23 protein-coding genes are annotated in these 24,021 nt (G+C 50.1%); 19 read left to right on the plus strand and 4 right to left on the minus strand.

Annotation, left to right across the window (positions count from 1 at the left end; translation table 11 throughout):
• The 9 genes from VMT62_09750 to yihA all read left to right on the plus strand — a co-directional run.
• Nucleotides 1-390 (plus strand): GDP-mannose 4,6-dehydratase (locus VMT62_09750; protein HVN96701.1); only part of this gene is annotated, 390 nt, incomplete at its 5' end.
• A 28-nt stretch (nt 391-418) separates the two neighbouring features.
• Entirely contained in the window at nt 419-1,648 is a 1,230-nt protein-coding gene (locus VMT62_09755; protein HVN96702.1) for a polysaccharide biosynthesis protein, read from the plus strand.
• A 3-nt stretch (nt 1,649-1,651) separates the two neighbouring features.
• On the plus strand, nt 1,652-2,602 hold the full coding sequence (locus VMT62_09760) for a glycosyltransferase family 2 protein (protein ID HVN96703.1): 951 nt from the start codon (nt 1,652-1,654) through the stop codon (nt 2,600-2,602).
• Between the two features lie 12 nt (nt 2,603-2,614).
• Nucleotides 2,615-3,757: a glycosyltransferase family 4 protein gene (locus tag VMT62_09765; protein HVN96704.1), complete on the plus strand. Its 1,143-nt coding sequence runs from the start codon at nt 2,615-2,617 to the stop codon at nt 3,755-3,757.
• 124 nt (nt 3,758-3,881) lie between these two features.
• Nucleotides 3,882-4,484, plus strand: coding sequence for a sugar transferase (locus VMT62_09770; protein HVN96705.1), 603 nt, complete (start codon nt 3,882-3,884; stop codon nt 4,482-4,484).
• 2 nt (nt 4,485-4,486) lie between these two features.
• Nucleotides 4,487-5,122 (plus strand): acetyltransferase, encoded by a 636-nt coding sequence (locus VMT62_09775; protein HVN96706.1) that lies wholly within the window; start codon nt 4,487-4,489, stop codon nt 5,120-5,122.
• Nucleotides 5,123-5,164: 42 nt separating this feature from the next.
• Entirely contained in the window at nt 5,165-6,724 is a 1,560-nt protein-coding gene (locus VMT62_09780; GenBank protein HVN96707.1) for a glycosyltransferase family 39 protein, read from the plus strand.
• A 16-nt stretch (nt 6,725-6,740) separates the two neighbouring features.
• The gene (locus VMT62_09785; GenBank protein ID HVN96708.1) at nt 6,741-8,573 is read left to right on the plus strand and encodes a nucleoside-diphosphate sugar epimerase/dehydratase; all 1,833 of its coding nucleotides are present in this window, start codon (nt 6,741-6,743) and stop codon (nt 8,571-8,573) included.
• A 24-nt stretch (nt 8,574-8,597) separates the two neighbouring features.
• The gene (gene yihA / locus VMT62_09790; GenBank protein ID HVN96709.1) at nt 8,598-9,191 is read left to right on the plus strand and encodes a ribosome biogenesis GTP-binding protein YihA/YsxC; all 594 of its coding nucleotides are present in this window, start codon (nt 8,598-8,600) and stop codon (nt 9,189-9,191) included.
• A gap of 70 nt (nt 9,192-9,261) precedes the next feature.
• On the opposite strand, the gene pyrE is transcribed toward yihA, so the two are convergent.
• From pyrE to VMT62_09805, 3 genes are read right to left on the minus strand one after another with little or no spacing between them, the layout of a single operon-like run.
• A complete protein-coding gene (gene pyrE, locus VMT62_09795; protein HVN96710.1) occupies nt 9,262-9,810 on the minus strand; it encodes an orotate phosphoribosyltransferase in 549 nt (182 codons plus the stop codon).
• A complete protein-coding gene (gene purF, locus VMT62_09800; protein ID HVN96711.1) occupies nt 9,804-11,195 on the minus strand; it encodes an amidophosphoribosyltransferase in 1,392 nt (463 codons plus the stop codon). Before purF ends, pyrE begins: the two co-directional genes overlap by 7 nt.
• A complete protein-coding gene (locus VMT62_09805; protein HVN96712.1) occupies nt 11,196-11,747 on the minus strand; it encodes a macro domain-containing protein in 552 nt (183 codons plus the stop codon).
• Nucleotides 11,748-11,939: 192 nt separating this feature from the next.
• On the opposite strand from VMT62_09805, the gene recG reads away from it, so the two are divergent.
• The 10 genes from recG to VMT62_09855 all read left to right on the plus strand — a co-directional run bounded on the left by recG (nt 11,940) and on the right by VMT62_09855 (nt 22,772).
• Complete coding sequence (recG, locus tag VMT62_09810; protein HVN96713.1) at nt 11,940-14,018, plus strand: ATP-dependent DNA helicase RecG; 2,079 nt, start codon at nt 11,940-11,942, stop codon at nt 14,016-14,018.
• Nucleotides 14,019-14,074: 56 nt separating this feature from the next.
• Nucleotides 14,075-15,496, plus strand: coding sequence for a pyruvate kinase (pyk, locus tag VMT62_09815; protein ID HVN96714.1), 1,422 nt, complete (start codon nt 14,075-14,077; stop codon nt 15,494-15,496).
• Nucleotides 15,497-15,586: 90 nt separating this feature from the next.
• Nucleotides 15,587-16,378: an IclR family transcriptional regulator gene (locus VMT62_09820; protein HVN96715.1), complete on the plus strand. Its 792-nt coding sequence runs from the start codon at nt 15,587-15,589 to the stop codon at nt 16,376-16,378.
• A 57-nt stretch (nt 16,379-16,435) separates the two neighbouring features.
• Nucleotides 16,436-17,428 carry a TRAP transporter substrate-binding protein gene (locus VMT62_09825; protein HVN96716.1) on the plus strand — a complete coding sequence of 331 codons (993 nt, stop codon included), beginning with the start codon at nt 16,436-16,438 and terminating at the stop codon, nt 17,426-17,428.
• Nucleotides 17,429-17,543: 115 nt separating this feature from the next.
• Nucleotides 17,544-18,827: a TRAP transporter large permease gene (locus tag VMT62_09830; protein ID HVN96717.1), complete on the plus strand. Its 1,284-nt coding sequence runs from the start codon at nt 17,544-17,546 to the stop codon at nt 18,825-18,827.
• A 24-nt stretch (nt 18,828-18,851) separates the two neighbouring features.
• Nucleotides 18,852-19,358 carry a TRAP transporter small permease subunit gene (locus tag VMT62_09835; GenBank protein HVN96718.1) on the plus strand — a complete coding sequence of 169 codons (507 nt, stop codon included), beginning with the start codon at nt 18,852-18,854 and terminating at the stop codon, nt 19,356-19,358.
• A gap of 31 nt (nt 19,359-19,389) precedes the next feature.
• The gene (gene kduI, locus VMT62_09840) at nt 19,390-20,223 is read left to right on the plus strand and encodes a 5-dehydro-4-deoxy-D-glucuronate isomerase (GenBank protein HVN96719.1); all 834 of its coding nucleotides are present in this window, start codon (nt 19,390-19,392) and stop codon (nt 20,221-20,223) included.
• Between the two features lie 15 nt (nt 20,224-20,238).
• Nucleotides 20,239-21,000 carry a 2-dehydro-3-deoxy-D-gluconate 5-dehydrogenase KduD gene (gene kduD / locus VMT62_09845; protein ID HVN96720.1) on the plus strand — a complete coding sequence of 254 codons (762 nt, stop codon included), beginning with the start codon at nt 20,239-20,241 and terminating at the stop codon, nt 20,998-21,000.
• A 13-nt stretch (nt 21,001-21,013) separates the two neighbouring features.
• Entirely contained in the window at nt 21,014-22,048 is a 1,035-nt protein-coding gene (locus tag VMT62_09850) for a sugar kinase (protein HVN96721.1), read from the plus strand.
• A gap of 43 nt (nt 22,049-22,091) precedes the next feature.
• Nucleotides 22,092-22,772 carry a bifunctional 4-hydroxy-2-oxoglutarate aldolase/2-dehydro-3-deoxy-phosphogluconate aldolase gene (locus tag VMT62_09855; GenBank protein HVN96722.1) on the plus strand — a complete coding sequence of 227 codons (681 nt, stop codon included), beginning with the start codon at nt 22,092-22,094 and terminating at the stop codon, nt 22,770-22,772.
• Nucleotides 22,773-22,843: 71 nt separating this feature from the next.
• Here VMT62_09855 and VMT62_09860 read toward each other — a convergent pair.
• A partial coding sequence (locus tag VMT62_09860; protein ID HVN96723.1) for a UTP--glucose-1-phosphate uridylyltransferase occupies nt 22,844-24,021 on the minus strand: 1,178 nt, incomplete at its 5' end.

Genomic DNA, 24,021 nt, shown 5'->3' on the forward strand with positions numbered 1-24,021 from the left:
AAAAGGATAAAGGAGTCACTTTTTCGTAACGATAAACCATTAACGATAAGAATGGGTAATGTCGATTCCCAGAGGGACTTTGTCGCTGTTGGTGATGTGGCAGACGCCTACATTAAGATGGTTGAGGGCGACTGCCGGGGCGAGGTCTACAACGTGTGTTCGGGCAAACCTTTTTCAATTAGGCGTATTGTAGAATTGATCGCGTCTTATTCGAACATTGCTGTGGAGATCGTGCACGATCCTGCTCTCGTCCGATGTCAGGATGTACCGGTTTCATTCGGGAGCTACGCTAAGGCCAACAGGGATTTTGGCTTTGTTCCCGGGACGGATATTGAGACCGAGATTGCAGAGGCGTGGCGGTACTATATGGAGCAGGCATCCGAAGCATAGCGGTTGGGAGTTAATCAGGAATTACGTTATGAAAGACATATCAATAGATAGGCTCGCGTCAGCCGTTACGAACAGAACCGTCAGTTTTTTTCAGAATGATTTTGATTCGCACCGTAGAGAACTTGAGGACCGAATAAGGGACAGGAGAGTTCTCGTAATAGGAGGGGCGGGAAGCATAGGAAGCGCCACGGTACGTCTAGTCAGTCAATTCGGTCCATCCGTGCTCCATGTGGTGGACCAGAATGAGAACGATCTCGCGGAACTCGTGCGATTTCTTCGCAACCAAGCGTATCTTCCATCATCCACGGATTTCAGAACATTGCCGCTGGATTTTGGCTCAGAGCTCATGCACCGTTTTCTTATCGACGAGCCACCCTACGACTTTGTTCTCAACTTTGCCGCGCTGAAACATGTGCGGTCTGAGAAGGACGTTTACTCGCTCCTCAGGATGTTTGACGTGAATCTCGTGAAGGCCGCTCGATTCTTAGGCTGGATTTCTCAGCAAAGAAGCGCGTGCAGATATTTTTGCGTGTCAACCGACAAAGCAGCCAATCCTGTGAACCTTATGGGCGCAAGTAAAAGATTGATGGAAGATCTGATCTTTTCCCGGGAAATTCTTACCAATCCCACGCACACGGCCTCATCAGCCCGATTTGCTAACGTTGCCTTCTCCAAGGGGAGCCTTCTGGAAAGCTTTCTCAAGAGACTGGAGAATCGTCAACCGCTTGCAGCCCCTAAGGACACACTCCGGTATTTTATTTCACCTTACGAATCCGGACAGATATGCCTGCTGGCGACTTTTCTTGCACCTGACGGCCATTTGCTGGTACCAACTTTTGATCCCGGAAGCAACCTCGTTGATTTGGAAACGGTCGCAGTCAGAGTGCTCGATGCACTCGGGCTCGAGCCCCGGATCTATGAAGATGAGACCCTGGCCAGGAGGAAGGTTGAGACCGACATGTTGTCGGGCTCATATCCGTTGTTGTTGACCCCTCTTGATACGAGTGGAGAAAAGCCGTACGAGGAATTTGTCGGAAATGGGGAAAAAACGGCAGATATTGGTATGACAAGCGTGCAGGCCGTAAAGCATCATAGGAAACCTATCCGTGAAGTAATGTCTTTTATCGAGACAATTGATGGAATGATAATGCATCCCGAGACATCCGTCACGAAAAGCGCTATCGTCGAAAATGTAAGGAGGCTTCTCCCCAATTTTGAACACATAGAAACGGGCCGCAGTCTCGATGAAAAAGTGTAGGGTGTGACAAATGCAAGGGAGAATTCGCAATGCATTCGGAATCCATTCAATTCTGGACGCATAGGGGCTTGCATAACGAATCCCACAATCACCATAGGTCTCACCTTTTACAACAGCGCTGACACCTTGTGGGACGCGCTTAAGTCGATTTTCGCCCAGACGTTTGAGGACTGGGAGCTCATTATTATTGACGATCAATCGACGGACGGCTCATATGAGATCGCCGCGTCTATTAAGGATCATCGTGTCAAGGTTTATCGTCAGGATAGACGGCTCGGATTTGTCAGTGCGTTGAACAGGATGGCAGGTTTGGCCGTGGGCGCGTACTACGCGCGAATGGACTCGGATGATATGATGCACCCGGACAGATTGACGCGGCAACTGGAGTTCTTAAGGGTGCATCCCAACGTCGATGTCGTCGACACGGCCATGTACTCTATGGATAGGGCGTGCCGGCCGACAGGGGTGCGGGGAATGGGTTTGTTGGATCCGCGGCCGGCTGTCTTGTTACGGGGAGGCTTTCTTCATCACGCCACTGTAATGGGCCGCACGGAATGGTTCCGAAAGAACCCTTACGATCCTGCCTTTATACGCGCCGAAGACTGCGAGCTCTGGTGCAGGACCTTTACAGCTTCACAGTATGCCAGACTCAGCGAGCCGCTCTATTTTGTGCGGGAGGGTCTCGTCAGCGTGGACAATTATCTCAAGAGCCTTGAGACTATACGGCGGATAATCAGGACGCGCGGACCAAAACTGACTGGCAAGTGGCGGATGGCACAACTAATCGGCGAGTCATATGCGAAAGGTCTCATCTATCGAGTGCTCGGTTCATTCAATCGGCACGACTTGCTGGTGAATATGCGTAACCGTACAATAACAAATTACGAAAAAGAACGGGTAAGATCCATCATCGAATCTATCCAATCAACGCATGTTCCCGGATTCCGAATCTGACAATTCTGACGTATGAAAAAGAAAGTCTGTTTTGTAGCAACACTTGAGATGTCCGTTAAGGTCTTCCTTACAGATCATATGCGGCTGCTCCAGGAGTTCTTTGATCTCAGCGTCGCTGTTAATACGGAAAACCCTGCGTTCCTTCTGACCTACGGGGTAAGGGCGAACGTAATCCCGGTGGGGCTTAGAAGGAGGATATCGCTTGTTCGGGATTTCCAGACGTTTCTTATCTTCTACAGATTATTCAAGAGGGAGAGGTTTGATATCATCCATTCGATTATGCCTAAATCGGGATTGCTCGCGATGGCTGCGGGCTTTTTCGCGAGGGTGCCCGTCAGAGTGCATACATTCACAGGCCAGGTATGGAAGAACAGTAGGGGATTAAAACGGTTTGTGCTTAAGACCATGGACAGAATAGTTGTGCGCTGCGCCACCCACATTCTTGTGGACAGTCTGTCTCAGCGGGAGTTTCTTGCCCGGGAGCGTGTTGTGAGCCTTAAGAAGTCATCGGTCATAGGTGACGGGTCTATTTGTGGCGTTGACACTCAAAGGTTTAGGCTCGATAAAGAGGCCCGAGATCATATACGTGGTGACCATAGCATTGCTCCGGATGACATAGTCTTTTGCTTTCTCGGCAGAATGAAACGGGACAAGGGCGTTCTTGATCTCGCACGGGCGTTTTCAGCCCTTTGCAGCAGGTCCGACCGTGTGCACCTTCTGATAGCTGGTCCTGATGAAGATAATATCAGTGATGAAGTTGCAAGAATATGTGCTCACTGCTCAGATAGAGTTCATATTGTCGGGTATGCCGATGAACCGGCGAAGTACTTGTCGGCTTCGGATGTCTTCTGTCTCCCCAGTTACCGTGAGGGATTCGGACTTGTGATCATCGAGGCCGCAGCTGTGGGTATCCCTTCCATAGGATCGAACATATATGGTATCAGCGATACCATCGATGACGGAACGACCGGCTTCTTCTTTGAGATGGGCGCGTACCACGACTTAATGTTGAAAATGACGCGTTTTGTCGATGACCCTTCGTTGATTAAGACCATGGGCGAGAAAGCAAGGGTGAGGGCATTGGAGAAATATCCGAAGGAGAAGATAACTGCAGCCATGCTTAAGTATTACAAGTCTCTTTGCAGATTGTCGTGAGTCGTTTACGGCGAGAACCAGGGGTTGCATCAAGAGCGCCCGTACCGTACGTTTTTGTGTGCGCAATAAGCTCTCTTCTATGCTCAAGCGCGGCAAATTGGCCGGGAACAGGGAGTGAATCAGGATGAAGCGTGCCTTCGATACTGCTCTGTCTTTTATCGCGCTTATTGTCTTTTGTCTTCCTATGGTTCTTATAGCTCTTATCATACGTTTTTCCATGGGAGGTCCCGTTTTTTTTAAGCAGGAGCGTCCCGGATATCGCGGGCGTCCTTTTATCATCAGAAAGTTCAGAACCATGAGTTTTGACAGGGATAGCAACGGTAAGGTCCTGTGTGACACGGAGAGATTGACAGGTCTGGGGAAATTTATGAGAAGATACAGTCTCGATGAATTGCCGCAACTGATCAACGTTCTCAAGGGAGATTTGAGCTTTGTGGGTCCAAGGCCACTTCTTATGGAGTATTTGCCCCGATACTCGGTCGAACAGGCACGTCGACATGAGGTCAAACCGGGCATCACAGGCTGGGCACAGGTGAACGGTAGGAATGCGATAAGCTGGGAGGAGAAATTCAAACTCGATGTGTGGTATGTTGATCATCAAAGTTTCTCGCTCGATATGAAGATTATCTGGTTGACATTGATAAAGGTTCTGAAAAGGGAAGGAATTAGCGCAAACGGGCATGCGACCATGCCCGAGTTCACGGGTTCCAATGTAGGGGGCAAATGATTATGCGGGAGAGCGTGATCGTGATAGGCGCAGGAGGACACGCAAAAGTAGTGGTGAGCACACTTATTGCGGCAGGCGTAGAGGTGAGCAAAATCTATGACGATCATGCCGACAAATGGAAGAGTAGCATCTTCGGAATTCCAATCGTCGGACCGCTCTCCGATATCGGTGATGATAGTAGCGTGGCGGCCATTACCGCCATAGGAGACAACAAAACACGAAAGCGCGTTGTTGCCCGGTTCCCGCATCTACGATGGATAGCCGTGGTACATCCCGCTGCCTATGTGCATCCCAACGCCCGTATAGGGCAGGGGACGGTGGTCTTCGCCAAAGCGGTGGTTCAGCCCGACGCCGTTATCGGGGACCACTGTATAGTCAATACAGGAGCCACAGTAGACCATGACTGTCGGATCGGCAATTACGTACATATTTCACCGGGCGTCAATCTGGCCGGGGATGTTCAATTGCTGGAAGGTGTCTTTTGCGGGATTGGCAGCAAAGTGATAAATGGAATAACTGTGGGCAGATGGTCGAGCGTCGGGGCAGGAGGTGTGGTGGTCAGCGATCTTCCTGATGCTTCCGTTGCGGTTGGCGTGCCCGCAAAAGTGATCGCACGGGCCGAGGCCGATGAAGGCTGACAGTTCTTTTCCATGTTTTTATCTTCAGTTCAACGAGATTCGATGAAGGAACAGACAACGACCTATCTTTCTTCCAGGGCAAACCCGCTCTTTATATCCATATTGCTCTTTGCTGCAGCCTTCCTTGTCCGATATTTCATGGCAAATGTCCAGATAATTACCATGGACGGCATTCTCTACATCAAAACTGCAAAGGGGATCGGCTCGGGCAATTTGGGTAGTATAAGTGACTACGGTTTTTTCAATCTTTACTCATTTCTGATAGCCCTGTTTCAAAGGTTTTTACACGATTGGGAGTTCTCAGCAAAGATGGTCTCGGTCTTGTTCGGGTCTTTGACTGTGGTGCCGCTCTTCTTACTCACGAGGGGATTATTCAATGAGAAGATAGCTCTTCTATCCGCCCTGTTCTACATTGTGCATCCACATTTCGCGGAGTATGCATCGGATGTGCTGAGAGAGCCCGTCTTCTGGTTCTTTTCCGTTGTTGCGCTGTGGCTCGCATGGGAGGGCATTTCTCGCAGCAAATACTGGCTATTCGTTTTATCGAGTTTAGCCACCATCCTCGCCGTCTTTACCAGGATGGAGGGGGCCATGGTTCTCGTAATAGTCGTTCTATGGATACTCTGGTCCAGTGTTAGCGGCAGAACGAAAAGAAGAACTGTCCTTATCTATATATGCGTATTTCTTTTCACTCTTCCAATTCTAGCCTCACCGGGTTTATTGCTTTTGAAAAACAGGCTTCACAGGTGGGAAGTGGGGCTTTCTGTGGATAAGATTCCCCAGTTGATGTCAGCTCAAAGTAACCCGATGAAACTGGAGTCGGAGATTCCCGTGCAGGCATCGGGCCGATTTCAGGCATTTTTTGAGCTCTCTGCCCGACATCGCTATTCTAGCTTCCTTATGGAAGTAGTGTACAAGTTTATCAAGTCCTTCGGTTTTCCGCTCATTCTGCTATTCCTGTTTGGAGTCTATAGGCGACGGGCTATCCCCTATTCGCAGGGTGACGCGCTTGTTCTCATCTGGTTTCTTGTGGCCCTGTGTGGGTCTTTCGCGTATGTGGCAAAAACGTATTATCTGGGTACCCGTCATGGGCTGCTTATGGCATTTCCCGCCTTGATCTGGGCCGGCACTGGTTTTTTGGAAGCGCGAGAGAAGATAAGAAATTGGCTCGCCGGTCAAAAAGTGGTCTCAAAGTACTTCCGGTTTGATGCGGTCTTCTTATTTTGTCTCGTTATGATCCTTTTGGTCCCGCAAACCGCCTCGTCGTACAGGTCAGATAAGGCAGAACTCAAAAAGGCGGGAATAGCGTTAAAACATGAGGGTTTCTCCGCAGCGGTATTCATTGTTCAACCCTCGCTTGAGCGGGTCGCTTTTTACGCGGATTCGGATGCCATAGAATTGCCCAATAAGGCGGGTAACGAAATGATCACGGATTTGGCGAGTCATTATAAGGGAAGATTGATGATAATAGACGAACGAACCATAGAGAACTATAGGCCCGGTTTTCTCAAGATGGTTTTCTCAAGCGGGTTTAAGAGGGTGATAATTCCCGGGATGGACGGCTACAAGGAATACGCTTTTCTGATTTACAGGATTCAATAAATAAGGACTAAGGATAATGAAACTTTCCGGCACCTGGAAAAGGATTATAGTCGTGGGCGGCGATGTATTTCTGACCGCCTTTGCATATTGGTTTGCCTATGTGTTGCGGTTCAATTTTTCCGTGCCCGCGATTTTCTATCAAAAATTCGTGGAGTCTGTTCTTGTGCTCATAGTACTGAGGTTGGCCTCGTTTTATTGGTTCGGCCTCTATAGCGGCATATGGAGATATGCTTCGATAAGCGATTTGGCCCGGATACTGAAAGCGGTTACGCTGAGCTCCTTTCTCTTTGTGGCATATGAAACATTTTTCTTCCGCCTTGCTGATTTTTCCAGATCCGTCTTTATTATAGATTGGTGTATCATCACTATCTGCGTCGGTGGATCGCGGTTCCTGTACCGACTCTCTCGCGAATTCTCCTTCATGAAGAACAAGAACGGCAAAAAGGTGATCATTATAGGGGCTGGTGACGCGGGAGAGATGCTACTCAGAGAGATACGGCAGAATCCGGCCCTCGACTATGATATCGTCGGTTTTCTCGACAACGGCCCGTCTAGAAAGGGCATGAGAATACACGATGTTTCGGTTCTCGGGGGTATCGATGATCTTGCTAAGATAGGTATGAAAGAGGGGGCAGATCAGGTCATTGTTGCGATCCCAACGATCACCGGCGGAGAACTGCGCGGGATAAAAGAGCAGTGCGATGCCGCAGGCATGGTCTGCAAGACATTGCCTGCGATCAGTGACATTCTGAAGGGCAAAATCACCGTAAATCAGATCAGGGAGATCAGTATAGAAGACCTCCTGGGAAGAGAGCATATCGAACTCAACAGAGACCAGATCCGCGATTATCTGTACGGCAAGCGTGTCCTCGTTACCGGAGCGGCGGGTTCAATCGGGCTCGAGCTTTGTCGTCAAATCGTCAAAGTAGAGCCGGAACATCTTGTACTCTTTGAGAGGGTTGAAAACGAGCTTTATAATGTGGAATTAGAATTTTCAGAAACCTTTCCTCATGGGTCGCACGTCTTTGTGCTCGGGGACATCCTCGACGTGGCAAAAGTGGAGCGAGTCATGGAAACGTATAAGCCCCAGGTAGTCTTTCACGCCGCGGCATACAAGCATGTTCCCATGATGGAGGCACATCCGTTCGAAGCGATAAGAAACAATATCCAGGGAACGCTGAATGTGGCCGAAGCATCGGCGAAGTACGGGGTCGAAAAATTTGTATTGATTTCGACGGACAAGGCCGTGGAACCTGCCAATATTATGGGCGCTACAAAACGTATCGCCGAGCTGATCTGTCAGGGAATGAACCAGTTGCAAAGCACTAAATTTATTGCCGTAAGATTCGGGAACGTGCTCAACAGTGCGGGAAGCGTCATCCCTCTTTTCAAGAGACAGATTATGAAGGGCGGTCCTGTCACGGTCACGCATCCCGATATGACACGATATTTCATGAGTATCCCGGAAGCAGCGCAGCTCGTGATGCAGGCCGGTGCTATCGGTAGGGGCGGTGAAATCTTTGTCCTCGATATGGGCGAGCCGGTGAAGATTGTCGACCTCGCCCGCGATATGATACGCCTTATGGGTCTTAAGGTCGGGGAGGATATTGACATCACATACTCCGGCTTAAGACCCGGAGAAAAGATCCATGAAGAACTTGTATCCCGCGAAGAAGAAGTAGAGAGTCGGCCTCACGAGAAGATCATGATGGTGAAGACGACCCGCGTCGATTGGGTAGAGTTGAAGCAAGGGGTAGGCGAGCTCTTACGCGAAATCAATGGAAACGGCGTGGAGGAAATCAGGCGCTTATTGTTCTTGCTGATCCCCGAAAGCAGTGGGCCCCGTTGACCCCTTAATTCTCTAAGAGCATCCGTGAAAATAATCAACGCTCACTTTCTCAAAAGTATCACCGGTCCGGATGAAAGTGCAGGCAACGGGCTGCCTGAGATCTGTTTCATCGGACGGTCGAATGTGGGTAAATCCTCTGCGATAAACAGTCTTGTCCAAAGAAAAATTGCCAAGACAAGTTCAGCCCCCGGGGCGACGAAGACGATCAATCTTTTCAAGGTTGAATTGGAATTGAGTGGGCAGAGAAGACCAGTCATCTTTTCGGACTTCCCGGGGTTTGGTTTCTCAAAAGTGTCGAAAGCTGTGTCTCAGGGCTGGAAAACCATGATCGAAGGTTATATTCTCGGAAACCCGCGCATAAGGGATATCATATGGCTCTTCGATATACGACGCGAGATAGATTCCCTTGACGAAATGCTCATGGAGTGGCTCTACCGTAACAAATTGACGTTCTCTTTTGTCCTCACGAAATCAGACAAGGAATCCCAGGCCGTCGTTTCAAAGAAGAGAAGGTTTTTTCACGATTATTTTCCGGGCAAGACCGTGTTCATCTTTTCTTCGCGCACGGGACAGGGGAAAAAGGAACTTACAGCCCATTTGATCGGCTCCATTGTGTAGCGCGCTGGCTATTTGGCCGTGTATGCACAAAGCACGGCTAAGCTTCGTAGGAAGAATCTAAACCCACCGGTCATCTCAAGTCATTGAGATCAAATATTGACCTGAATATATACCCCTTCGATTCTATCATCGCTCTTCCACCGTCGAGACGGTCAAGGAGCGCGATGACGGCTCTCACCTTATAACCTTCCTTTTCAGTCGACTCAATTGCCTTCAGTGATGATCCTCCCGTGGTAACCACATCTTCAAGGATTACCACATGCATACCCCGCTTCAAATTCTTCCCGCCTTCAATCCAGAGATTCTTTCCGTGGCCCTTGGGTTCTTTTCTGATGAGAAAGCCCAGAAGATTATCCTTGGCTACGAAAGATGAAAGGACCGTCGAGCAAACCAGAGGATCACCTCCCACACTAACACCGCCCACCGCTTCAATATCAGGTATCTCTCGAACCATGCGGTACATAATATCGCCCACCAGGTGCATGCCCTCAGGATTGAGAGTCGTTTCCTTGGCGTCGATATAGAAGCTACTCGTCTTGCCGCTCGCCAGTACGAACTCTCCTTCCTCATAAGAGAGCGTTTTGAGGATGTTCAGAAGGACTTCGCGATTGCTTAACATTTGTCACCCCTCGAAAATAATTCCATCTGTCCCAGCTCCATGCCCCAGGGAAACTTAGATGGATAGACGCCGGAAAAACAGGCGTCGCAATACTCGTATGTACCGTTCCCCAAAGCTGATTTCATGCTTTCGATGCTCAGATATTGGAGGCTGTTGGAGCCCATATACTTGTTGATTTCTTCGGTGGTATGCGAAGACGCTATGAGCTCGGCCCTGCTTGGCGTATCAATTCCGTAAAAACACGGGTATGCGGTGGGAGGAGAGCATACCCGGAAATGAATTTCCTTGGCCCCGTACTGACGCAGCATCTTGATTATCTTCCTGCCCGTTGTAGCTCTCACTATCGAATCATCAACAACTACAATCTTTTTTCCCTTAACGATGTCCCTCAGGGCGTTCAGTTTGAGCTTCACGCCGAAATGACGTATCGAATCTTTGGGCTCGATGAATGTCCTGCCCACATAATGATTTCTGATGAGACCGAGTTCGAAGGGGATGTTTGTCTCCTGAGAATAACCGATAGCGGCTCCGATGCCTGAATCAGGGATGGGCACGACCATATCGGCATCCACGTACGTGTCCCGGGCAAGCTGGCGGCCCAGGGCTTTTCTCACATTGTAGACGGTTTTACCGAACATGAAGCTGTCGGGTCTCGCGAAGTAGATAAATTCAAAAATGCAATATTTCGGTTCCTGTTTTTTAAAAGGCCTGAAGCTCTTGATGCCGTTCCTATCTATGTGGAGCAACTCTCCCGGTTCGATTTCCCTCAGGTATTTCGCTCCAACAAGATCGAACGCACACGTTTCGCTGGAGACTACGAAAGCGTCCTTGAGTTTTCCTAATACGAGAGGCCTGAACCCAAAGGGGTCTCTGGCGGCAACGAGTTCATCTTTTGTGAGGACGACCATTGAGTAGGAGCCTTCGATCCTGCGAAGCGCACTGACGAGCCTGTCCATCGTGGAATTTTCGTGGGAAAGAGCGACGAGGTGAATAATAACCTCGGTGTCAGAGGTGGACTGGAATATTGAACCGTAATTCTGAAGCTCTTCCTTGATGATTCTCGCATTGGTAAGATTGCCGTTGTGAGCTACGGCCAGATATCCCTTGGCATACTCGATGACCAGGGGCTGCGCGTTCCCTAAGTTGCTCGAGCCGGCGGTAGAATACCGTACGTGACCGATGGCGGAATTTCCTTCAAGCTTCGTGAGGACATCTTCATTGAAGATATCCGATACGAGCCCCATTTGTCGGTGGGACCTGATGGTTTCCTCGTCGGCGCTTGCAATGCCTGCGCTTTCCTGTCCTCTGTGCTGAAGCGCATGGAGACCGAGATAGGCGATGTTTGCCGCGTCCTTATGATCAAAAATTCCAAAAATCCCGCACATCTATTGGGCACCTCTTTGTTGTTTAATGGCCTCGGCCACGAAGAAATCGATCACATCGGTATCCATGAGGCAAAAGACGATCTGTCTCAACGAGGTCTTCCGGTTTCTTACAAATGCCGCAGTCTCTTCCACGAGAATGCGGGCGCACTTATCTTTGGGGAATCCAAATATGCCTGCGCTGATGGCAGGTACGGCTATGGAAGCGAACCCTCTTGAAGATGCCAGGATCAAGACGCTATTGATGGCTTTCTTCAGTTTGTTTTCTTCGTCGCCCTCTCCCATACGGGGTCCCACCGCATGAATCACGTACCGAGCTTTTAGGGCGCCCCCCGTCGTGATGGCACACTCACCCACCGGCACGTAGCCTATGGCGTCGCTTTCATCCTGAATCACCCTGCCACCTTTTCTCGCGATGGCGCCCGCCACTCCTCCGCCGTGCTGCAGGTGGGAATTCGCAGCATTCACGATGGCATCGGCGGCGCTCTCAGTTATGTCACCTTTTTCGATCCTGATTATGGCGTCGTTTATCAGTATTTCCTTGATTGTTTCCATAACGAAAAGATGATTCTATTATTAAGATACTACAGCGATCGCTGATTTTCCAGTCGCGGCCACGGGATATGGACAAAATACGCATGGCGGGATTGAAAAAGGGCTAATTCGCGTCGTGCATTGGAGCCATCATTGTCATTTAAAAGACTGTGGATATAGTGTAATATAAAAATCGAAAATGGGAAACAAAAAATGAACGCCGACCACATGAGATTACCCGTTGTACACCTCAAAGGTGTGGGGCCGAAAATCAGTCAAAGCATGCAAGAGCGGGGGATACGATGCGTGGAGGATTTATACTATTTTCTGCCCCAGCGGTACATGGACAGGAGGACGATCCATACCGTCTCGGACCTCAAAGAAGGCCAGAGAGGAAACATCATAGCGAAGGTAGTTCAGTATCGGTCGCTATTTTTTAGACACGCCAGGAAGAAGGGTTTTGAGGCACTCGTCGAAGACAAGACAGGCGCTATTTCCCTCAAATGGTTCCAGTGGTCCCCATCATATCTGAAAAGGATCTGCAAGAAAGGAAACATCCTGTTTCTGTCGGGCCCGATAACAAGGTTCGGCAACACGCTGCAAATGATTCATCCGGATACGGTTCTTATTGAGGACGAGACAGACGGGACTGATCTCAAAAAGGTTCTTCCCCTGTATCCGGTCCTTGAGGGAGTGAAACAGGGTACGTTAAGAAAGCTTATAGAGGAGGCTTTGGAGCTTTACGGAGAAGACGCGCGGTCTATCCTCCCTGAGAAGATAGAACAATATCAAGGACTTGAATCCCTGCGCGAAGCTTTCGGTCACATCCACATTCCCCAGGAAGACTGGTACGCGTCAGGCGAGAGACATACACACGTGGAGCGCCTGATCTTAGAAGAATACATGCTCTTCCAGTCTGCTTTGTGGATGAATAGAATTGAACGAAAGAAACGAAGAGGCGTGCATGTTGGGGCACAGGGACCTTTTTACAAGAGGTTTGTCGAGAGCCTGCCCTTTGTACTCACCGACGCCCAGAAGAGAGTTATCCGTGAGATCGAAGGCGATATGGCAAACGCAGAGCCCATGAATCGCCTGATTCAGGGAGACGTGGGTTCGGGTAAGACTATCTGTGCAGTTCTTGCCTCATGCAGGGCCATCGATAGCGGATACCAGGTCGCTTTTATGGCGCCCACCGAAATATTGGCGGAACAACATTACTTCTCCATTCATCGTCTCTTTGAGGCGCTCCATATACCCATAGCCTTTTTGCGGGGTAGTATGGGCAAAGACCGCAATGCAATACTCGAGAGAATAGGCAGTGGGGGCGTTTCCGTTATCGTCGGGACCCATGCAATCATACAGAAGGATGTCTCCTTTCATAATCTTGGCCTCGTTGTTATAGACGAGCAGCATCGGTTTGGAGTAGTGCAGAGGAAGTGGCTCATCCAAAAAGGTTTCGCGCCCCATGCGCTCATGATGACGGCGACTCCCATACCGAGAACGCTCTCAATGGTAGTTTACGGCGATCTCGATGTTTCAGTCATCGATGAGGCGCCCAAAGGCAGACGTGGTATAGAGACAAAGGTGTTTTTGGAAGATCAAAAGGCCAAGGTCTATGCCCTGATTGAAGACGAAATACAACAAGGACACCAGGTCTATATCGTCTACCCCCTGGTCGAGGAATCAGACAAAACGGACCTCCTCAATGCTACAAAGATGGCCAAGCATTTTCAGGACATCGTATTTGCGCGATACAGGGTGGGCCTGCTTTACGGAAACATGAAGACCGAGGAGAAAGAGAAGACCATGGCCCGATTTAAGGACAGGATGATCGATATCCTTGTGTGCACCACGGTCATAGAGGTAGGCATAGATGTGCCCAACGCGACGATGATTGTTATCGAGCATGCAGAGAGGTTCGGGCTTTCGCAGCTTCACCAGCTTCGGGGCCGTGTGGGCAGGGGCGCCCATGCATCGAAATGTATTCTCGTAACTGCTTCGCGCAGGACTGAGCTTGCCACCAAGAGGCTTACCATAATGGAAAAGACAACGGACGGCTTCAAGATAGCAGAAGAGGATATGCTGATCCGTGGAGTAGGAGACATGCTAGGGACCAGACAGTCGGGCATACCTCGATTCAGAGTCGGGGACATTGTTCGGGACATGGATCTCATGCTTAAGGCCAAAAACATATGTACAGACTGGCTGCCGCAGGTCAAGAAAGACGAGCTCAAAAGGATTGAAGGAGCCGTGCGGGAGAGATGGGGGGAGGAGTACTCTTCCGTCACGTAGACGGGAGGCGCAGAAGAAACCGCATCTCGCGGTTTATGCCAAGGAGGGAGTGGCAGATGAGAAAAGCCAAAATCGTGTGTACCATAGGCCCTGCAACGTCGAGCGCAAAGGCCATAGAATCGCTTATCGTGAGAGGCATGGATGTGGCTCGTCTTAATTTCTCTCACGGAGATCATGATTTTCATGCGGATATAGTGAAGAAGATTAGAAATGCATGCGGCAGAGTCAAGAAGGATGTTGCTATTCTTCAGGACCTGCAGGGAATAAAGATCAGAGTGGGAGATCTTAAAAGCGGGAAAGTGCATCTTACGAAGGGTAGGATGCTTCATATACGATCAGGCAGCGGCATGGGAGATGAAGGACACGTTTATATCGACTATCCCTGGCTCGTCAACGACGCAAAAAAGGGCGATGTACTCCTGCTCGACGACGGGTTAATAAGGCTTCAGATTACGGAACGCAAAAACGATACTCTGACGGCCATTGTTCTCGAAGGAGGCGTACTGAATCAAAGAAAGGGCGTCAATCTTCCCCATATCAAGGTGCGCGCGCCTTTCTTCACTGACAAAGATCGATCCGATCTCGAATTCGGGCTTGGTATGGAGATTGATTACGTTGCCCTCTCTTTCGTGAGGACGGCGCATGATATTATGATCGTGAAGAAGTGGCTCTTGAAGAGAAAAGCCTCCGTACCGATCATTGCAAAGATTGAAAGAGAGGAGGGTATCAGAAATATCGACCATATCCTCGAGGTTTCAGATGGAATCATGGTAGCGAGGGGCGACCTCGGGATAGAGATGCCCTTTGAAGAGACGCCTATGCTTCAAAAAATGCTTATTGAGAAGGCAAACCAAAAGCAACGTCTCGTCATAACGGCGACGCAGATGCTTGAATCCATGACCACCCATTCTCGGCCCACGAGGGCTGAGACCACGGACGTGGCGAATGCCGTTCTCGATGCGACCGATGCACTCATGCTTTCCGAAGAGACGGCAACGGGCAGTTATCCGGCGGAGGCGGCGAGCGCCATGGATAGCATCATTGCCTTTACGGAAAATTCGACGCTCAAGGCGCCGCAACAAAACGGGAATAGACCGGTAGGCCCTGAGTACGGGGAGTTCTCAGATGCGATAGCACGAGCGGCCTCGATAGCGGCTAAGGACGTGGGCGCACAATGGATCGTAGTTTTCACGCGCTCGGGCTTTACTGCCCGTCTCATTTCGAAATTCAGGCCGAAGACACCGATAATCGCGTTTTCCCCGGAACAAAAGGTGGTCAGGCAGATGTCCATGTATTGGGGTGTCACGGCTTACTGTCTCAAGCATTTTACCGACACGGATAGCCTTATACGAGGCGTTGACGGGATGCTCGTCAAGCTCGGTCACGCAAAAGCCGGCGCGAGGATTCTTATCGTTGCGAGCCACCCGCCATCAATCTCAGGGAAGACCAATTTCATGAAGCTACACATTGTAACGTAAAGGTCAAAATTCTCATCAAAAAACGTCTTGACAAACATTTTAGATATTTTGTATTATGAAACATAGTTTCTTAATACGGAACATCTGATCATGAAGTCAAAACCTTCAAACCTTGTACAGACGATTGAAAGGGCCTCAAAGATCCTTGATCTGGTGGCGCAGAACTCCCAGGGCATCGGTATCGGAAACCTGTCGGAGGCGCTGAAACTCCCCAAGGGAACGGTCCACCGACTTCTCACCTCGCTTGCCTATTGTGGCTATATCAAGCAAGACGCAAAGACCAAGAACTATCTTCTGGGACTCAAGCTGCTTGAACTGGGAAACCTCATTATCAATCAGCTTGATCTGAGAAAGGTTGCCGAGCCTCTTTTGAAAGACCTTGTGGAGCGCACAAAAGAGACGGTGCATATGGTAATCATCGATAACAATGAGGTGGTTTACATCGATAAGCTAGAAACCGAGCAGACGACCGGGGGGCTCAAGATGTCATCCAAGGTGGGCTCGCGCAACCCCGCACATAGCTGTGCCGTGGGAAAAGTATTGCTCTGCTATTGGCCGGAAGAAGACGTCGACAATCTTATCGAGGAAAAAAAACTGGCTCGAAAGACCGCGCACACCGTTGTGGATCCGAGAGAGTTGAAAGCGCAGCTCGCAATCATCAAGAACCAGGGGTACGCCATCGACGACGAGGAAAACGAGGTAGGCATCCGCTGCATCGGGGCCCCCATCTTCAACGATAAAGGCAAAGCGGTATGCGCGATCAGTCTCTCCGGTCCCGCCTTCAGGGTTACAAAGAAATCCATACAAGATACGCTCAAAAGAGAGTTGATTGAAACAGCGCTGGAAATCTCAGAACGTTTGGGATTCAAGGCTTGCTCGTGAAAAATCCGGCATAGCCGTAGAATGTTTATCAACACCAACTAAAATAAGGAGGGCAAGATGAAAAAGCTATCCGTCATTCTTTTGTTCCTGATTTTCAGTGTTTCACTCGCTTATGGACAGGCTGCCAAACCTGCCGTCATCGAAATGAAGCTGGCTCACTTTGCGGCCGACGACCATCCCGGAAATATCGCAAGCAAAATGTTCGCCGAAGCCGTGGAGAAAAGGACGAACGGGAGAATCAAAATAGTAATATATCCTAACAACGCCCTCGGGTCGCCGCCTGAAGTACTTGAGCAGAATATCCTCGGGGCGGTGGACATGAGCTTGCCCACGCAGGGACAGCTTGGAAAATATTCCAAGAAATTCAATTGCGTGATGCTTCCCTTTATATTTAACGATTACAAACACGCCGATAAAGTCCTGGACGGACCGTTCATCAAGTGGGCCGTTCCTGACCTGGATAAGGCCGGTCTGGTTTTCCTTTCAAACTGGGAATGGGGATTCAGGAATCTTACGAACAGCAAACATCCTGTAAAGAATCCCGAAGATGTGAAGGGGCTGAAGATAAGAACACCGCCGGAACTGCCGACACAGGCAGCCATGGAAGCCCTGGGAGCCATTGTCGCCACCATCAATTTTAACGAACTGCAGATGGCCTTAAAGCAGGGAACGATTGATGGCCAGGAGAACCCTATCGCCGTGATTTATTCAAATAAGATATACGAGACACAAAAGTACCTGACAATGACGGGCCACAATTACAACACCATGGTCCACGTGATAAGCAAGAAGGTATGGGACAAACTTACGCCCGCTGAGCAGAGGATCATTAAAGAAGAAAGCAAAAAGGCGGGTGATTGGATGAGGAAATCGGTGAGAGATGCCGAGGCCGACCAGATAAAACAGTTGGAAAAGTTCGGTATGGAAGTAACCTATCCTGACAAGGCTAAATTCAAGGCGTTGATGAAGCCCGCGTACGATCGCATGAAAGCTATCGCCGGGGAGGACAATATAGCCGCCTTCATAAAGATGACTGAACAGGCGAAATAACAGACGCATCTTTTTCTAGAATATCCTGATGTGAAGGAAAGGATGTATCGGGTATGACCTCCGATTCATCCTTTCCTGCGGTTTGATCTGTCGAGGCTTATTACGGGGTGATCGAATGCTTACTCTCATGATTTTTCTCGTCTTATTAATACTCATTATGATTGACCTTCCGATTGCCGTCGCCATGGGCCTCACGGCGATCGCCTTTTTCGTGGGCCTGGGTAATGGATCGCTCTTAACCATGCTGCCGCAGAGGATGTATGCGTCAACCACGAGTTTCACGCTGCTCGCGGTGCCTTTCTTTATCCTGGCCGGTAACCTTATGAACACGGGCGGCATAACCAACAGGATATTCCGGTTCGCGAGAGCCATCATCGGGCATCTTCCCGGAGGTCTCGGTCACGTGTGCGTGGTAGCAAACGTGATATTTTCCGGAATGTCAGGCTCGGCGATCGCCGATGCGGCAGGCCTGGGTCAGGTGTTGCACAAGGCCATGGTGGATAACGGATTTAAACCCAAGAGCTCGGCTGCGATCGTTGCATCGGCCTCTACCATCGGCCCTGTTATTCCTCCGAGCATCCCCTTTGTCCTTTACGGGGCGTTGACAGGCGTATCGGTGAGCAAACTCTTTCTGGCCGGATTCATTCCAGGATTATTGATGGCCATCGCCCTGATGGTCGCAATAGGGGTTTTGGCCAAGCGCTGGGGCCTGCCAAAGGCGCCGAGGGCGGATTTGAAGGAGATCATAGTGAGTATCAAAGGGGCCTTTTTGGCCCTGCTCGCGCCGGTCATCGTGATCGGCGGGATTTTGACCGGTATCTTTACGCCCACCGAGGCTGCAGTAGTTGCCTGCCTGTACGCTTTATTCCTCGGATTTCTGTACAAGGATCTGACACTGAAAGATCTGCCCAAGGTCTTCTGGGCTTCCATTAAACAGACCGTGAGTCTTATGTTTATTATTGCAGCGGCGGGCTTTTTCGGCTGGTTTACCATACACCAGAAGATTCCCGATCAGATTATCTTTAGCCTTACCCACATGAGCGCCACGCCTCCCGGCATTATCGCCATGGTGATTTTGATTGTGCTGATACTCGGCTGTTTTCTCGAAGGGAACGCGATCTTCATAATTACCATCCCCATCTTCGCGCCGATAGCGCGTCAGTTTGGCATCGATCTCGTAAATTTCGGTGTGGTCATGACGTTGCTCATTATGATCGGGAACCTGACGCCGCCTGTGGGCATGTGTCTTTTTGCCGTATCGAGCTTCAGCAAGGTGAGTCTGGGTGAACTGTCGAAAGAGGTGCTGCCCTACCTCGTGGGTATTTTTGTGGTTACCGTGGTAATTGCGTATCTGCCTACGATTTCCACCTTTCTCCCCTACCTCGTGATGGGTAAATAGAGGGTGATGACTATGGAGACTTTGATGAACATAGTAAAGTGTGTTGATAAGGCTGTGCTCAGTATTTTGAAAGTTATCACGATTATCTGTTTCTTTCTGCTTACGATATTAGTATCGGCCAACGTGTTTGTGCGCTTCGTTCCTGTGGCGTCGCTCCACTGGTTTGATGAAATCGTTGAGTTGCTCTATGCATACCTCGTGTTTTACGGGTCGGCGGCCCTCTTTATAAGCAGGGAACATTTTAGCGTGGGCAACTGGATAGGCGTAAGCATTATCAAGAACCGTTCGGGTAGGGGCGTATACAGGATAATCGTGGAATTCATGGTCCTGATCTTTGTTGGGATCTTTTTCTATTATTCATATGAATTAACCGTTTTAGCGCAGGACGTGACAAACGCTTTTGCCATACCGAAAAGTATCCTCTATTCGTGTTTGCCTGTGTCAGGCGCATTGATGATCATATATTCCATTCGTAACATAGTGGTTTACATCATGGGTTTGAGGGCGCGAGTTGAGGTCCAGGCCAAATGATCGTGACTTACACGAAGAAAGGAGAACGCTTATGATGGATACTCGATATTCAATCCACCCGGATCAGCTAAGGTCAATGGACACCGATACTATGAGGAGACACTTCCTGGTTCAGGGCCTTTTTGAAACAGACCTGTTAAAGATGGTTTACAGCCATGTCGATCGGATCATTGTGGGTGGTGTCTGTCCGGTACAGAAGAATGTGGCGCTCGGCGTGATGAAGGAACTTGGTGTCGACTATTTTCTGGAACGCAGAGAGATGGGCATCTTCAATGTTGGCTCCAAGGGCGCTGTCGTGATCGATGGAAAAGAGTACGAACTCGATAAAAAGGATTGTCTCTATATCGGCATGGGGTCCAAAGAGATATCATTCAGGAGTGCCTCCCCGGATGAGCCTGCACGATTCTATTTTAACAGTGCTCCTGCGCATGCCTCTTATCCAACGATCAAGCTTTCAAAGAAGGATGCACAGAAAGTACACCTCGGGGATCCTGATAAGGTAAATGTGCGAACCATTAATCAGTTCATTCATCCAAGCGTGATGAAGAGCTGTCAGCTTGTGATGGGCATGACCGAGCTTGCGTTAAACAGCGTGTGGAACACCATGCCGACACATACACACGACAGGCGCATGGAGGTATATTTTTATTTCGATCTGCCTCAGGATGCACTGGCGTTTCACTTCTTCGGCGAGCCGGGCGAGACGCGACATATCGTGATGAGAAATGAAGAGGCCGTTATATCACCAAGCTGGTCCATCCATTCGGGCGTGGGCACGTCAAACTACACGTTCATATGGGGCATGGTGGGAGAGAATCAGACATTCACTGACATGGATAATGTTCCTATGTTAGAATTGAAATAGAGTGAGGAGGCGAAGATGATAATCGATCAGTTCAACCTGGCTCACAAGGTGGCTATCGTGACAGGCGCCAGGACAGGCCTGGGCCAGGGTATGGCAGTCGGTCTTGCTGAAGCGGGCGCGGATATCGTGGGTGTTGACCTGAATGACCTCGACGAAACCGCAAGAATGGTCGAAGGAATAGGGAGGAGGTTTCTCAGGGTTCAAGCGAACCTGTCGCAAACAGGAGTGATACAAACCATAATTGACAAGACACTACTTGGTTTTGGAAGAATCGATGTCCTCGTGAATAATGCCGGAATCATACGCAGGACCGATGCTATAGAATTCAGCGAGAAGGACTGGGACGATGTCATAAGCGTTAATCTTAAGACGGTATTCTTTCTGTCCCAGGCCGTTGCAAAACAGTATATGAACCAGGGAACCGGAGGTAAAATAATCAATATTGCCTCGATGCTTTCTTTTCAGGGGGGTATACGGGTACCATCGTATACGGCGAGTAAAAGCGGCGTCATGGGGATCACCAGGCTCATGGCGAACGAATGGGCAAAACACCATATCAATGTTAATGCCATCGCTCCGGGTTATATGGCCACGGACAACACCGCTGAATTGCGTAAAGACGCGAAAAGAAGCGAAGAGATCCTCGCAAGAATACCGGCGGAAAGGTGGGGTGTGCCGGAGGACCTGAAGGGCGTTGTAGTGTTTCTCGCTTCGGAGGCGTCGAGCTACGTTCACGGGTACACCATAGCCGTGGACGGTGGATGGCTTGCCCGATGATTGGGGGTATGAGGTGAAGAAAGTCATCACGTTCGGAGAGGTCCTGTTGAGGTTGAGCACGCCGGGGTTTTTGCGGTTCAAGCAGGCGCGGTCATTCGATATTGTTTTCGGCGGCGGCGAGTCGAACGTGTCTGCTTCTCTTGCCCAGTGGGGGATGGCTACCGATTTCGTAACGCGCCTGCCGCAAAACGACATCGGAGACGCCTCAATTGCATTCCTCAAGAGCTTTGGCGTGGGGACCGGCAAGATCATAAGGGGAGGGAATCGCGTCGGGATTTATTTTCTCGAACATGGGGCGGCTCAGAGGGGAAGCAAGGTGATTTATGACCGCGACGGGTCATCGATCGCCACAATTGAAAAAGGCATGATTGACTGGGACCAGGTTTTCGAGGATGCAGACTGGTTTCATTGGACGGGGATCACGCCGGCAATAAGCGCAGGGCTTTGCGATGTTTGTCTGGAAGGGATTATAAAGGCGAAGGCAAGAGGCCTCACCGTTTCCTGTGATCTGAACTATCGCGACAAACTCTGGAGGTGGGGGAAGAAGGCATCAGAGATTATGCCGGAGTTGGTGGGGCACTGCGATATCGCCATAGGCAACGAGGAAGACGCGGAAAAAGTCCTCTCGATTGCAGCACCTGATACGGACGTGGCAGCGGGAAAAGTCAGTGCGGAGAATTATCGATTCGTGGCGGAGCGTATAAAGGAGCAGTTCCCGCGTCTTAAAATCGTTGCCATAACCCTAAGAGGCAGCATAAATGCGAACCATAACACGTGGTCGGGAGTGGCATTTGACGGCGGCGCGTTTTACGTGGGACCTGCCTTCGACATTACCCATATCGTAGACCGCGTGGGCGCAGGCGATGCCTTTTGCGGAGGACTGATCTACGGTTTGCGCACATACGAACACAATCTTCAAAGGGCGCTTGATTTTGCGGTTTCAGCATCGTGCATCAAGCATTCCATATTTGGCGACTTTAACATAGTGACAGTGGGCGATGTAGAAAAGATCATGTCGGGAGAGACATCGGGAAGGGTTTTGAGGTGATAAGTCAGGATTTATGCGCAGGTCCTTAAGGGAGGAGGCGGCCATGGCACGTTTTAGACGATTAGAGGTCTTGAATACGATGATCGAGGGTGGGCTCGTTCCCGTATTTTATCACCAGGACCTCGAGACAGCCAAGAGGATTGCTCGGGCAGTGGCCAACGGAGGCGTAAGGGTCCTCGAATTCACCAACAGGGGGGATTTCGCCTACCAGGTATTCTCCGAGCTCCTCAAATGGTGTGAAAAGGAACTCCCGGACCTTATCCTCGGCGCCGGCTCAGTGGTGGATGAGGGCACTGCATCGCTGTATATGAACAGCGGTGCTCATTTCATCGTTGCGCCTATTTTTAGTCGTGAAGTAGCCAGGATTTGTAATCGAAGAAAGATCGCCTATATACCTGGGTGTGGCAGCGCTTTAGAGATCTCTCAGGCCGAGGAATACGGGGCTGAGATAATAAAGATATTTCCAGCCACAGAGGTGGGAGGCCCTGAATTCGTCAAAAACATTCTCGCTCCCATGCCGTGGTCGTACATCATGCCCACAGGTGGGGTGGAGAGAACAAAAGAGTCGATCACAAAATGGTTTCAAGCGGGGGTAGCGTGCGTGGGCATGGGTTCTGCCCTGATAACCAAAGATTTGATGGCAAAAGGGGACTTCGAGACGATTTCGAAGAATATCTCTCAAGTACTCGATTGGATCGGACAGGCGCGAAACAAGCCAGCGTAACGCCCTGCTCGGTCGGGAAATATGCCACCCTGTGTTTGCTTTACGACCGCGTGTGTTCAGGCCGGCAATCTCTATTCTATATACACATCCCCTTCAAAGGTCATGGGCTTATCCCCTAGTTTCCGCACACATTCTTCCTGATCGAGGGCGAAGAGGGGACTAATTTCCACGTGAGCCCCTGCCGCGACCTTGCATCCGGCCTTCTCAAGCCAGCTTCTGAAGAGGTCTTCCATGGCCTGACGGGCCATCTGAGGGGTGTCCGATCCTTCGCTATTCTTTACCGGAGCAAACTCTTGTTCGCGAACGATCTCCATGCAGCATGCCCTCTCCGCCAGAGGGATGGCGTCAAACACAAAAGTCTCGAACTTCCAGACATCCAGGGTCTCAGATTCGCCGCCGGCCGGAGTTCGATCGACCCTCTTTCTCGCGCAATGATATGGAAGGGCGAAACCGCGTTCGTTGATCCGTCGGATGAAAGCGAGCGAGAATATGTGGATAGCGGTATTGCCGGCCCAGTAAAGAACGTTTCCTTGATCGTCAATGGCCGACATGTCCTCGGCGGCTAAATCGCTGTACTCCATAATGATATCCCTGTCGGCTTGATGAAGGTATACACCCACCTTTTCGCTCACGTTTCTCCTGCGCACAACCTTTGTCGAGGCTTCCGAGTGGTTAAGAGTGTGATAACCCAGAAAGACCGGGTCGGCGATCTTCACGAGAGGGTTATCGACCTGGCAGTAAAACAGGTGAGTAATGCCTTTTTCCATGAGCTTGTTCACAAGGCCTGACTGGTAGAGGCTCTTCAATGAACCTCCGTGCCCGTTTGGGTTCGTAAACAGGCCGCTCTCATTTTCAAGGACAAGATGGCCTTGTGGTGAAATCGCAGGTAGCATTTCTTGCCGGAAGAAGAATGTATTTTGGCCGAGCCCGAAAGAGTTGTGCGCCTGGAAGAATTCTACGGTGTCCCTGTGATTTTCTGAGCTCGTCATAACGAGAAGAGGGATTTGACTGCCCGCGCGTACTGACCTCGCTTTTAGCTGTTCTGCGAAGAGCTGGAAGAGCGATTTCTTTTTTATCGGAGAGATCGGATAGACGCCTTTTGGACCGTCAAAACCTAGCCTTGAACCCTGACCTCCGGCCACGATCAAAACAGCGACCTTTCCGCTTTTCAAAAGTCGATCGCCTTCCTCCCTTGCCTTTTGTTCCGCCTCGATTTCCTGTGGCGTCCTCGGTATTTCGATGACAGATG

This window comes from Syntrophorhabdaceae bacterium (genome assembly GCA_035541755.1).
Classification (GTDB): Bacteria; Desulfobacterota; Syntrophorhabdia; order Syntrophorhabdales; family Syntrophorhabdaceae; genus PNOF01.